The sequence below is a fragment of the Pseudomonas sp. MF4836 genome (assembly GCF_002018875.1).
Lineage (GTDB): Bacteria > Pseudomonadota > Gammaproteobacteria > Pseudomonadales > Pseudomonadaceae > Aquipseudomonas.
Map to the genome: position 1 here is coordinate 45,333 of NZ_MVOL01000014.1, position 13,098 is coordinate 58,430.

The window sequence follows — 13,098 nt, forward strand, 5'->3', positions numbered from 1 at the left end:
AGTCATTCGTCCAAAGATTAAGTTCGTCAGATCACGACCTGCACCCGCCGCGCTCTCACACGGCTGCAACAGCACGATCTATGCGTGCGAACAGCAGTTCGCTCCTGCGTGCCAGCGGTTGATCAAGCGTCTTGATTTCCAGTGCCTGCTCCACGGCTCCCCAGGCGTCAGCCAGGGCCTGGGCCTGCACCACTGCCAGGGCGCCACGAATGCAATGCAGGCTGCTGCGTAATTGACTGGCGTCCTGTGCGGCCAGGGCGTCGCGTGCGCGCACCATGTCCTCGCGCATGGTGCTGATGAACAGCGCACGCATTTTCGTTGAGACCTGGATCTGATCGGGCGCTTCGACCAGTTCGGCGTCAGCCATTGAGCCAGGTGCCAGCGAAGCCGCCGCGACGAGGTTGTATTGCACGTTGCAGACTCTCATCAAACCGTCCCAGAGCCCCTGCAGGGTCAGGGGCTTGACCATCCAGGCATTCATCCCGACCTGCAGGCAGCGCTCGCCCTCCTCGCGCATGGCATTGGCCGTTACACCAATGATGGGAAACTGCTTGTCCAACTGACGCAACGCGATGGCCAGCTCATAACCATTCATGAGCGGCATGTTCACGTCGGTCAACACCGCGTCGAATGCACCCGGCAACCAGAGATGCAGGGCTTCCTGTCCATCCGCAGCCAGCACCACGCGACAGCCGAGCTCCTCGAGCTGCTCCTTGATGATGGCTTGATTGATCGGATTGTCTTCGGCCACCAGCACCCGTAACGGCAACTTGCCGCGCTCGACAGGCCCTCTGTTCGCAGGCGCTACGCCGGCACCGGTTTGCGCCTCGGCCACTGCCCGAGCGATGTCCCTGATTGCATATATCCGGGCCGGCCATCGCCCCTGTTCCGGCTCGACCGCATCTCGCGCCTGGCTGCTGGCGATCACCCTGGGGCCACCCCAACAACAGTCATTACCCGGTGGGCCCAGCAGGTCGACCAATACCGCCCCAGGCAACGGCTCGGCCACCAGGCTTGGCGCTATCAGCGCGTTGGCGCCCCAGTGTTTCAGCCATTCGCAGACGTTGTCCGCCAGTTCCTTGATCGGCGCCCGGACGTACACCGGTCTTGCTCGCAGCAGTGGCACCCCGTGATCGATCTCGCTGCCTGGCAACACCGCCAACTCGACGAAAAAATTGAAACTGCTGCCCAACCCTGGCTCGCTGACCATGTGAATCTGCCCGTTCATCAATTGACTCAGACGCCAGCAGATCGACAGGCCCAGACCCGCCCCGCCGTCGGTACTGCCCTGGCGTACCTGATAGAACGGTTCAAACAGCAGCACCTGCTGAGCCTGGGAAATGCCCACCCCGGTATCAGTGATCTGCCATTGCAGGCTGACCTTGCCTGCCTCGCGCCCCAGCACCTTGAGACGCAGCACTACCCGCCCGAAATCGGTGAATTTGATGGCATTGGTCACCAGGTTGCCAAGCACCTGCCGGATCCGCGCATGATCGCCCTCCAGGTGCTCCGGCACCTGGACATCGATGCAGGCGTACATCTGCAGCCCTTTGGCATTCGCCGCCGCCGCGCAGGCTTCCAGTACCTCCTCGACCATGTCCAACGGGCAAAACCGGCCCAGCTCCAACGGCATCTGCGCCGACTCGATCTTCGACACGTCGAGGACGTCACTGATCAACTGCAGCAAGGTTGAAGACGAGCACTGGATGGTCTTCAGGTAATCCTGCTGGCGCGGATCAAGGGCGGTCCGCTCCAGCAATTCAAGGGTGCCGAGCACGCCATACAACGGGGTGCGAATCTCGTGGCTCATGGTTGCCAGGAAGATCGTCCTGGCCCGGCTGGCCTCCTCGGCCAGGCGCTTGGCCAGGGTCAGGGCGGCGGCACTTTGCTCGTGATGGCTGATATCGCTGAAGGCACATATCCGTACCTGCTGATCCTGATAGCGGGCCGTACTGAAGCGCAGGTGCAAATAACGCCCATCGACCTTGAAGCAGGACTCGCCAATGTCACCGTCTCCAAGCTCATCCAGCACCTGCAGCAGCCACTGGGAGGTGCCCAGCGCCAGGTGGTTTTCCAACAGCAAACGGTTATCACGCTTGCGTATCACACTCAGTCCGATCGGTGCCGTGTCGATCACCGCGTGATTGAACAGTGTGCTCTCGATCTCTCGGGCATGAGCGCGCTGCAGGGGCCGGCGGACCTTCAACTGGTACCAACGATTGACCAGCCAGGCCAGGGCCAGGCTGCCAGCGATCAGGCCAAGCAGCCCCAACAGTTGCCACCGGGCGTCATGCACAAAGCGTTGGTAGCTGATGTCATACACCGCGGTCCAATGCTCGCCCTGGGTCATGGCCAGTTTTATGTGCAGGCCGCGGCTGGAAAAACTCAAGCCTTCGGGCAATGGTCGGACATCCGTTTGCGGACCCAGCAGCACCCTGCCGTCGGGTCGCGTCAAGCTCAGACCATCGAAAAAGGCCGCCTCCCGGCTAAGGGCAAAACCACTGACTTGAGTCAGCGCGGGTTGCGCCACTACCAGCACTTCACGACCCCGTGCCTCCAACGGCAGCAGCTTGTACGGCATATCGATACTGATATAAGCCTGTAGTTGCCGAGCTGCGTTATCCGGCGCTTGCATACCGCTCCAGTGCACACCATCGCGTAGCTTCGGAGCACTGGCCTGCTGCAGCAAAAGGCGCAGTTCAGCGCTGGCCTTCTGGTAACTGGCAGGGTCGAGGACCGAACCATCGGCGCGCCTCTCACCCAGCGCGGGAATGCCCAGGGTGAATTCATCTCCCGGGGTAAGGACAAATACCTGGGGCGGCGAATAAGGCGAGCCGGACCAGAACGCGCCGTAGTCGTTGGCCAGGTGCATACCCAATACGAACGGCGCCTGATCGGGCATCGCCTGATTAGCGTGCGCCGGCACCATGACGCTGAAAGGCAGTGAGAACGAAACCTCCCGGCCTTCGTAGATCACCTGCTGCGGCGTTTGAAACAGTTCGGTAATGCGCAGCGGCGTCAGGTTCTGCTCCAGCAACTCCTGAGGGGCGGTCACTTTTCTCGCCAGGCGCTGTAAAAACGCCTGGTTCTCACCCACTTGCGCCATCAGCAGTTCGAAATGGCGGGTGGCCCTGTGCACCTGCTCGTCCAACAAGCGCTCCACTGCCCAGTAGCAGACTCCCGAGAGCGACAGGACGACTCCTAGGGTGAAGGAGGCCCGGCGCATTCCGGAGTTTGAGGCAACAGTGCCTGGTGAGACGTTATCGGAAGTCATGGTGGGTTCCAGAATGGAAAGGAAGAGCGGTCGACTGACACCCTGTTCGGCAACCCTTTGCAGTACAAAAGGTCATCTGGAGCACTCCCCGCGAACAAGGCAGCGCACGCTCTGCGTCAGGGTGGTAATCAATGGCTCGCCGGAGGTCCGTCCTCACTCAACAAGGTGTTGAATTGATCGGATGACACGGCCTGGGAAATCAGGAACCCCTGCACGGCGTCGCATTTGAGCTGGCGCAGCAGCACCAGCTCATCCTGGCTTTCGACGCCCTCAGCCACGACCTCCAGGCCCAGTTGCTGGCCCAGAGCGACGATGCTGGCAATCGCCAGGGCCAGGCTCTTGTTCTCGACACAGCCCTGCACCAGCGCCCGGTCGATTTTCAGTTCGGTAAAAGGGGTCGAGACCAAATTGAAATAGGAGCTGTAGCCTTGGCCGAAATCGTCCTGGGCCAGGCCGAAGCCCTTCATCCTCAGGCGGCAGGCGCCCGCATAGAACTTGCTGATGTTGTCGGTGGTGGAGCACTCCATCAGCTCGAAACCGATCATGCCCGGCACGCCGTCGTGCTCGATCACCAGGTCGAACAGGCGGTCAGCCAGGTTGTCGCTGTCTAGCAGATGAGTAGGCAGATTGATCGAGACCGGAATGTCATAGCCCTGCTTGCGCCAACGGGATTGGGCCAGAATCGTCTGTTTGACGAACAGCATCAGCAATGGCTCTTCCAGGCCAAAGCGCACCACTGCCGGTAGAAAGTCTGCCGGCATCAGCAAGCCATGCTGCGGATGAGGCCAGCGGGCCAATGCCTCGGCCGAGATGATGCGGCCATTGGCCAAGGACTTTTTCGGTTGAAACCAGGCCTGCAATACTTCGGCAGCCAATGCCTCTTGCAGCATCTCCCGGCTGAAGACCGGCAGGCTGATATCCAGGGTGCGGCTGGCCCCGAGCCAGGTGTCGAGTTCCTTCATCAATTTATGAACCGAGCCGGACAGCACCGGTTTCGATAACTGGCCTATCACCTTGAGGCCCAGGCTTTGGGCGACCAGGCTGGCGCTGATAATCATGCGTTGGGAAGCCGAGCTCATGATTGCCAATGCCGGCTTCAACGTCCTGGAAGCCAGTTGCTGAATGAATTGCACGCCGTCCATGCCGGGCATCACCAGGTCGGTCAAGACCAGGTCAAAATCAACCTCATCCAGGCGTTTCAGCGCGCTCTGTCCATCGCAAGCGGCTTCAACTCGTACATCGCCGAATTCCTTGAACAGGTTCAGCAGGTACTCGTACTGGAAAGGGTGGTCCTCCACGATCAGGACGTTATAAAGCACGGCTCTTACTCCGGTTGTGTTGCAAATTATTGGACAGCGCACGCAGGCCAAACGGCTTGATCAGACACTCATCCATGCCGGCCGCCAGGCAGCGTTCACGCTCATCGCTGAGTGCATTGGCCGTGGCCCCGATAATGGGCAGGTCACAGCCCAGCCGGCGCAGTTGGGCGACCAATTCATAGCCATTCATGTTGGGCATGTTGATATCGGTCAGCACCGCGTCGAATGCGCCTTCGTGCCACAGTGCGAGCGCTTCGTGGCCGTCGGCGGCGAGCTGCGCCGTACAGCCCAGTTCCTCCAGCTGGTCCTTGAGGATCAGCCGACTGATTGCGTTGTCTTCAGCCACCAGCAGGTGCAGCCCCAGTTGCGGCAACACCACGGCGCCGGCCTGGGCGCCATCCGCCTGGCTGTAACTGCCTTGCGCCTGGCCGACTGCGCGGCGCAGGTCCACCAGGTTGCTGAGGTTGACCTGCCACGACGCGGTCTTGCGATCACCGCTGCTCACACTCACTCTGTCGCACACCTGGACCAGCGGAATGTTCAAGCCTGGTCGGGGTTGCTCAAGGTCGCCAGCCTGCACCTGCACCAGGACTGCGGAGGCTTCCAGCCCTTGCTCCGAATGAATGCCGATTTGCGCACGGGCACCCCAGCGACGCAGCCAGCCGCAGATGTTCTCGGCAAGCTCGCGTGACGGAGAAACCACGTAAACCGTTTCGAGCAGCAGCCGTGGGGCGGTCGGAGCATCACCACTCAAATCCTGCTCCAGCGGCAGCTTCAAGATAAAACTGCTGCCCAGCCCTGGCTCGCTGACCACACGCAGGCTGCCATTCATCAGCGAGGTCAGGCGTTGGCAGATGGACAGGCCCAGGCCTGTACCGGCGACCATGCCGGTGTTGTGCCCCACTTGATAAAACGGCGCGAACAGCAGTTGCTGGTGCTCAGCGGAAATACCCGCGCCGGTATCGGAGACCTGCCAGAGCACGCAGACGCGCTCGTCATCGCGACTTTCGACCTTGACCCGTAACACGATTCGCCCGCTTTCAGTGAACTTCACGGCATTGCTCAGCAGGTTGTTCAGAATCTGCCGGATGCGCGTCAAGTCACCCTTCAAGCGCTCGGGTAGCTGGGGGTCGACCTGGGCATACAGGTGCAGCCCTTTATTGATGGCAGCTGCCGAAAAGCCTTCGATGACCTCCTGAATCAGATCGAGCGTAGAGATCTCGCTCTCTTCCAGAAACAGTTGCCCGGCCTCGATCTTGGCCACATCCAGCACATCACTGATCAACTGCAGCAAGGTCGATGACGAGCCTTCGATCGCATGCAGGTAGTTGGTCTGCTGGGTATTGAGGGTGGTCCGTGCCAGCAGCTCCAAGGTGCCGAGCACGCCATACAGTGGCGTGCGGATTTCATGGCTCATGGTGGCCAGGAACTGGGTCTTGGCCTCGTTCGCCGTGTCGGCCAATTGCCGAGCATGTTCCAGCGCCGCTTCCACCTGTTTATGGGCGCTGATGTCGCTGAAGGCGCAAAACAGCACATCCTCGCCACGGTAGCGGGTCGCGGAATAACTCAGGATCAGGTGTCGGCCACAGGTTTCGAACTCATCCGTGCCCTCTCCCGCCGGGCTGTCAAAGGCTTGACCAATCCACCCCTGACGACGTTGTTCGCGAACATCTCCAGCCCCCAGCCACTGCTCGGACAGGTGATTTTGCAGGACCACCGCACCGTCCATGCGGCGCAGCACGCAGAGCGCCACCGGAGCAGTCTGGATCACCGCGCGGCTGAAGGCTTCGCTTTCCACCAGCGACTTGTCGCGATAGATCGCCGGGGCAATCAGGCGCTTTTCTATTCGCGTCACCAGCAGCCAGGTGGCCGCCACGCTGGCGATGCCCAACAGTACGACCAGCAGCAAGGGTCCACGCAATGCCAGGAATACAGAGCGAAAATCGATGGCATAGATCACCTGTAGATCGGTGTAACCCAGGTGCTTGCGCATGATCATGCTGTCGGGCAACCAGCCCTGGCCGACAAAGCCGAAATATTTGTCACCCTGCAGCTGCGACACCGCCTGGCTCAGGCTGGGGTACGAGGCGCTGGCGAATACCTCGTTGCCCTGGGCATTGAGCACCAGAAACTCACCCACCCGATCACTGCTCAAGGCTGCCAGCACATCACCATCTTCAATCTCCAACCCGAGCCATCCCGAGCTGGGTTCACGCTCATCGAGCAAGCTGAACAGGTACAGCGAAGAACCGGACTCCGGCGCCCGACTGGAGGTGTCATGCAGCCAGAGCTCGCCTTCCGGCGGCAGGCCCTGGGATGTCAGTTGTTCGAGTTTTTGCAGCACCGACTGTGGCACAACCCGCTCTTCCTGGAGGGCGCCCGGCAGATGCAGGATCTGCGGTTTCGAGCCGGCCTCGACGTATAGCAGGCTGATTTTGTTCTGGCGCAGGTAATCGAGCTTGCGCTCCGTGAGCCACAGGCTCCAGAAAACCTCGCCGCGCCCCAGGCGTACATGCAGCTCCTCATCAGAAACCGTAGGTATGGTTTCTTGCACACCTCGATTGCGCACTGCCGAGAGGCTCAGATTGCGCAGCAGCACCTCATTGCCGGTGAAAAAACGCTGGGCAACGGAGATCGACCCGCTCAGGTAACCCCGTCGCAACGACACTTCGTCCTCGAAACTTGAAATGAGGTAGGCGTAAAGCGCACTGAATAAAGCGAACTGCAACACCAAGGCGAAAAGGCGTAATAGCTTGCGGGCGGCCTTGGGCGTTGAGAAGGAGGCGTCGGCGGGCTGGAATAACTGTTTGAATCTCATTAATTCACACTAAACAGACCACTGCTTCAAGAGACAAGATTCTTCCTGAACTTATATTCCATTCAAAAAATTAATACCGAGAGCAAGCAGGAAATTCCATTTAACTGCTTGCCTTGAACTTTTCACCCTCGATTTAACTCGAGCGTTCCATGTATACAGATCAATTCACTTTTAGCCGTATGCAGGTGTGCAAATACCCTTAGCGGATACTGCGGATATTGCCTTTATTGCCCTTCACGGTGACCGCGACTTTCTTGAACACGAAGTAGTTTTCTTCGCTGACTTCATAACGCGGAGCGACGATCAGGTCAGCGCCGGAAGCCTTGACCGCCTTGTAGGCCGCAGCCGATTTGACTGCGCTGACAGGGTCGAAACCCAGGCCGCCCAGGGCCCCGCCGCCGTCGCCGCCATAGGCCACGCCGTCGGCAAATTCGCTGTCGCCACCGAACTTGAGGAAACCAAACAGGATATTGACCGAGGATTGACCGGAGATGGCTTCACCGACTGTCACGTCCGCCTTGAGGTCGGTTTTTACTACGCTGTCGATCGGAGCCGACGGCTGGCTGATGTTGTAGCTGACACAACCACTTGCACCCGCAATAACGGTTGCCAAGGCTACACATTTTAAAAGCGCATTCATAAAACGTCCTTATTACTGAACAGTTAATGCATCCAGATGGGGATACAACGCCCCGCTTAGTCGGGGAGCCGGAGCATATAACCTAAGTTCAAAGGATCTAAATCAGACCAGTCCTATAACTCGTCGAAACCGAAGTTTAAATGGGCCAAAATCCACAAGCCCTGGCGATTTTTTCAGCGTGCCCCAGGCCGACGCTTCAAGGTCTCGCTCGGCAGCTCCTTGAACAAGGCCCGGTAGCTGCTGGAAAACCGGCCCAGGTGCCAGAACGACCAGTGCATCGCGACCTCGGCCACGGTGGTGTCCGCAGTGCTGCGACCAAGCAGTTCGCGGTGCGCGCTGTTGAGCCGCCGCAAGCGCAGCCACTGGCTTGGCGCCATGCCGGTGTAGGTCTTGAAGGTGTGTTGCAGCTGACGCAGGGAAACCCCGGCAACCTCGGACAGTTCCAGCAGGTTAAGGGTCTCTTCGGGCACATCGGCGGCCCATTCCGCGACCCGCTTCATGATCGAACGCTCCTCGGCACGCCGCTGCATGGCGCCGCGCTCCAGGCGCACGCAGGCGTTGTCGAGGATGTACAGGCAGTCTTCGAGCAGTTGCTGGGTCAGGGCTTCCCTGCTCGGCGGATCGAAGGTCTGGGACAGGCGGGTCAAAGTGCCGCTGAGCCAGCGGCTGAACAGCGCGTTCTGCCCCGAGTTGAGTGGCGCCATGAACAACCCTTCCAGGCGCTCGACACTCAGGCCATGGCGCTGGACGAACTCGGCACCGAACACCACCGCCACTTCCTGGTAGTTCTCCGGGGTGATCCAGATGTTGCGGCTTTCGCCATTGAGCACGTACAGCGCGTTGTCGCTGCGATCGAAACAGAACGCCAGTGCCCCCGGTGGCGCGCAGAAGTTCTGCTCGACCCGGGTGTTCATGCATTCCTCGTAGATCTCCACCCCCTGCAGGTCGAGGTAGCGCACCTGGCCGGCGAAATGCCCGGGTGACATCTGCTGGTAATGCTGGACCCAGCCGGGTGTGGCACGGATCTGTTCAGCCACGTCGGCGGAGTTGAATGCTTGGACTTGCAAGGCGTTGCACGTTGTCATCGGGGGGACCTTACGCACTCGTTTGGTGCGTTTTGGTTCTGCTTAAAGTGGATAGATGGAACCTTGAGCGTCGACCAAGATAGTCGTCAACGCGCTGCAGGGGAAGCCTTGCCGGAGCCCCTGGCGCCGAATCAACCCACCCCCGAGGTTTTTATGAATGCCCCTTTCGATCAGCTGTCCACTTGGCTGAAAGATCACAAGATTACCGAAGTAGAGTGCGTGGTCAGCGACCTGACCGGTATTGCCCGCGGCAAGATCGCACCGACCAACAAGTTCCTGAACGAGCGCGGGATGCGCCTTCCGGAAAGTGTGCTGTTGCAAACGGTAACCGGGGATTTTGTCGACGACGACATCTACTACGCCCTCCTCGACCCGGCCGACATCGACATGGTCTGCCGCCCCGACGCCGCGGCGACCTATGTGGTGCCGTGGGCGATCGAGCCGACGGCGATCGTCATCCACGATACCTTCGACAAGCTCGGCAACCCGATCGAACTGTCACCGCGCAATGTGCTGAAAAAGGTCCTGCAGCTCTACACCGACAAGGGCTGGCAGCCGATCGTCGCGCCAGAGATGGAGTTTTACCTGACCCAGCGCTGCGAAGACCCGGACCTGCCGCTCAAGGCCCCCCTGGGCCGTTCGGGGCGTGCCGAAAGCGGGCGGCAGTCGTTCTCCATCGACGCCGCCAACGAATTCGACCCGCTGTTCGAAGACGTCTATGACTGGTGCGAAGCTCAGGGCCTGGACCTCGATACGTTGATCCACGAAGACGGCCCGGCGCAGATGGAAATCAACTTCCGCCACGGCGATGCCCTGGACCTGGCCGACCAGATCACCGTGTTCAAGCGCACCCTGCGCGAGGCGGCGCTCAAGCACAATGTCACCGCAACCTTCATGGCCAAGCCGGTGGCCGACGAACCGGGCAGCGCCATGCACCTGCACCAGAGTGTGGTGGACATCGCCACCGGCAAGCCGATCTTCGCCGACGACCAGGGCCGGATGAGCCCGTTGTTCCTGCACCATATCGGCGGCTTGCAGAAGTACATCCCGAAGGTGCTGCCGATGTTCGCACCCAACGTCAATTCGTTCCGCCGCTTCCTGCCGGACACCTCGGCCCCGGTCAACGTCGAGTGGGGCGAGGAAAACCGCACCGTCGGCCTGCGGGTACCGACGTCCACCCCGGAGGCCATGCGTGTCGAAAACCGCTTGCCGGGAGCCGACGCCAACCCTTACCTGGCGATTGCCGCCAGCCTGCTGTGCGGCTACCTGGGCATGGTCGAGGGCATCGAGCCCAGCGCTCCGGTCCAGGGCCGGGCCTATGAGCGGCGTAACCTGCGCCTGCCGATCACCATTGAAGATGCCCTGGCGCACATGGACAGCTGCCCGACCATCGAGCAGTACCTGGGGCGTAAATTCGTCCAGGGCTATGTCGCGGTCAAGCGCGCCGAACATGAGAACTTCAAGCGTGTGATCAGCTCCTGGGAACGGGAGTTCCTGCTGCTCAGCGTCTGATAGCGGGCTTTGCATCACGATCGAACAACAACTCGAAGAGGTGTCGACATGCGTCTATTGAAATCCGTGGTTCCCGTGGCCCTGGCGTTGCTGTGCAGCGCCGGCGCCCAGGCTCAGCCGAGCGTCAGCGTGTACAACTGGACCGACTACATCGGCGAGACCACCCTCGCCGACTTCCAGGCAAAAACCGCAATCAAGGTGATCTACGACGTCTTCGACTCCAACGAGACCCTGGAGGGCAAGTTGCTGGCCGGGCGCACCGGGTATGACGTGGTGGTGCCGTCGAACCATTTCCTGGCGCGCCAGATCAAGGCCGGGGCCTTCCTCAAGCTGGATCGCGCACAACTGCCGAACTGGTCGAACCTGGACCCGAAACTGCTGGCCCTGCTGGAGAAGAACGACCCCGGCAACCAGCACTCGGTGCCCTACCTCTGGGGCACCAACGGCATCGGCTACAACGTCGACAAGGTCAAGCAGGTGCTGGGGATCGACCATATCGATTCGTGGGCGGTGTTTTTCGAACCCGAGAACCTGAAAAAGCTCAGCCAGTGCGGCGTGTCGATGATGGACTCGCCCGATGAAGTGTTCCCGGCGGTGCTCAACTACCTGGGCCTGGACCCACGCAGCGAGAACCCCGAGGACTACAAGAAAGCTGAAGCCAAGCTGCTGGCGATCCGCCCGTATATCACCTACTTCCACTCCTCCAAGTACGTGTCCGACCTGGCCAACGGCAATATCTGCCTGGCCTTCGGTTATTCGGGGGATGTGTTCCAGGCGGCGAACCGGGCCAAAGAGGCGAAAAACGGGGTGAATGTCGCTTACTCGATCCCCAAGGAAGGCAGCAACCTGTGGTTTGACCTGCTGGCCATCCCCGCCGATGCTGGCAACGTCAAGGAGGCCCACGCCTTTATCAACTACCTGCTGGACCCGCAGGTGATCGCCAAGGTCAGTGCCTCGGTCGGTTATGCCAACCCCAACCCGGCGTCGAAGCAGTACATGGACCCCGAACTGGTGAATAACCCCGAGGTTTACCCACCCCAGGAGGTGCTGGACAAGCTCTACATCTCCAGTACCCAGCCGCCGGCCATCATGCGTCTGATGACCCGGTCCTGGAGCAAAGTGAAGTCCAACAAATGAATCAGCCAAACACCGGGGCGGCGCCTGCCGAGCACGCCCGCTCCTATTACGCGGCCTCGGCCAGGGCCTTGGCCGGCTACCCGGTGCTGAATGAGGACCTGGAGGCCGACGTCTGCGTCATCGGCGGCGGCTTTACCGGGGTCAACACCGCCATCGAACTGGCCCAGCGCGGGTTGTCGGTGATCCTGCTCGAGGGCCAGCGGATCGGTTGGGGCGCCAGCGGGCGCAATGGCGGCCAGCTGATTCGCGGTATCGGCCATGACGTCAGCGGCTTTGCGCGCTACGTCGGCGAAGAGGGAGTCAACTACCTGAATCGGGCCGGCATCGACTCGGTGGAGCTGGTGCGGCAACGGGTCGGCGAACACGGCATCGACTGCGACCTGCGCTGGGGGTTTTGCGAATTGGCCAACACCCCGGCGCAGTTCGCCGCCTTCCAGGCCGAGCAGGACAGCCTGGCGGCCATGGGCTATGCCCACGCGACACGCATCGTCGGTGCCGCGGACATGGGCCAGGTGGTGGGTTCGTCGGTGTATGCCGGTGGCCTGGTGGACATGGGCTCGGGGCATCTGCACCCGCTCGACCTGGTGCTGGGCGAAGCTCGCCTGGCCGAATCCCTGGGGGTGCGGATCTTCGAGAACAGCCCGGCGCTGCAACTGCTGCACGGCGAATCCGTGACAATCCGTTGTGCCCAGGGCACGGTACGCGCCGCCAATCTGGTGCTGGCCTGCAATGCCCATCTGGATGACCTGGAACCACGCCTGAGCGGCAAGGTGCTGCCGGCCGGCAGCTACATCATCGCCACCGAGCCACTGGACGAGGCCTTGGCGCAGCAGTTGATCCCGCAGAACCTGGCGCTGTGCGACCAGAAGGTCGGCCTCGATTATTACCGGCTGTCCGCCGACCGCCGCCTGCTGTTCGGCGGTGCCTGTCATTATTCAGGGCACGATCCGGCCGATATTGCGGCGTACATGCGGCCGAAGATGCTCAAGGTGTTTCCGCAACTGGCCAGGGTGCGCATCGATTATCAATGGGGCGGCAAGATCGGTATCACCGCCAATCGCTTCCCCCAGGTCGGGCGCCTGGCGCAGTACCCGAACGTGTTTTATGCCCAGGGCTATTCCGGCCACGGCCTCAACGTCACCCACTGGACCGCCAGGCTGCTGGCCGAGGCCATCCATGCCGGCCACAGCCAGGGCCTGGATATCTTCAGTGCCGTGCCGCATATGACCTTCCCCGGTGGCCCGGCCTTGCGCGCGCCGCTGCTGGCATTGGGCATGCTCTGGCACCGCTTGCGCGAGGTGTTGGGTTGAAGG

8 protein-coding genes are annotated in these 13,098 nt (G+C 60.9%); 3 read left to right on the plus strand and 5 right to left on the minus strand.

Going from position 1 to position 13,098, the window contains the following annotated elements; translation table 11 throughout:
* Window positions 1–55 precede the first annotated feature (55 nt).
* The 5 genes from MF4836_RS27325 to MF4836_RS27345 form a co-directional block, all read right to left on the minus strand.
* Window positions 56–3,274 carry a hybrid sensor histidine kinase/response regulator gene (locus MF4836_RS27325; RefSeq protein WP_078472938.1) on the minus strand — a complete coding sequence of 1,073 codons (3,219 nt, stop codon included), beginning with the start codon at window positions 3,272–3,274 and terminating at the stop codon, window positions 56–58.
* Between the two features lie 128 nt (window positions 3,275–3,402).
* Complete coding sequence (locus tag MF4836_RS27330; protein ID WP_078472939.1) at window positions 3,403–4,593, minus strand: EAL domain-containing response regulator; 1,191 nt, start codon at window positions 4,591–4,593, stop codon at window positions 3,403–3,405.
* Window positions 4,583–7,411, minus strand: coding sequence for an ATP-binding protein (locus MF4836_RS27335; protein WP_078472940.1), 2,829 nt, complete (start codon window positions 7,409–7,411; stop codon window positions 4,583–4,585). The genes MF4836_RS27330 and MF4836_RS27335 overlap by 11 nt, the downstream gene beginning before the upstream one ends.
* Window positions 7,412–7,610: 199 nt before the next feature.
* Window positions 7,611–8,051, minus strand: coding sequence for a hypothetical protein (locus MF4836_RS27340; protein WP_078472941.1), 441 nt, complete (start codon window positions 8,049–8,051; stop codon window positions 7,611–7,613).
* Window positions 8,052–8,224: 173 nt separating this feature from the next.
* A complete protein-coding gene (locus MF4836_RS27345; protein WP_078472942.1) occupies window positions 8,225–9,136 on the minus strand; it encodes a helix-turn-helix domain-containing protein in 912 nt (303 codons plus the stop codon).
* 153 nt (window positions 9,137–9,289) lie between these two features.
* Here MF4836_RS27345 and MF4836_RS27350 point away from each other — a divergent pair, with 153 nt between their 5' ends.
* Genes MF4836_RS27350 through MF4836_RS27360 form a run of 3 tightly spaced genes read left to right on the plus strand, consistent with a single transcriptional unit; the run spans window position 9,290 to window position 13,095 of the window.
* The gene (locus MF4836_RS27350; protein WP_078472943.1) at window positions 9,290–10,648 is read left to right on the plus strand and encodes a glutamine synthetase family protein; all 1,359 of its coding nucleotides are present in this window, start codon (window positions 9,290–9,292) and stop codon (window positions 10,646–10,648) included.
* Between the two features lie 48 nt (window positions 10,649–10,696).
* Entirely contained in the window at window positions 10,697–11,785 is a 1,089-nt protein-coding gene (locus tag MF4836_RS27355; RefSeq protein ID WP_078472944.1) for a polyamine ABC transporter substrate-binding protein, read from the plus strand.
* Complete coding sequence (locus tag MF4836_RS27360) at window positions 11,782–13,095, plus strand: NAD(P)/FAD-dependent oxidoreductase (protein WP_078472945.1); 1,314 nt, start codon at window positions 11,782–11,784, stop codon at window positions 13,093–13,095. The genes MF4836_RS27355 and MF4836_RS27360 overlap by 4 nt, the downstream gene beginning before the upstream one ends.
* Window positions 13,096–13,098: the final 3 nt, after the last annotated feature.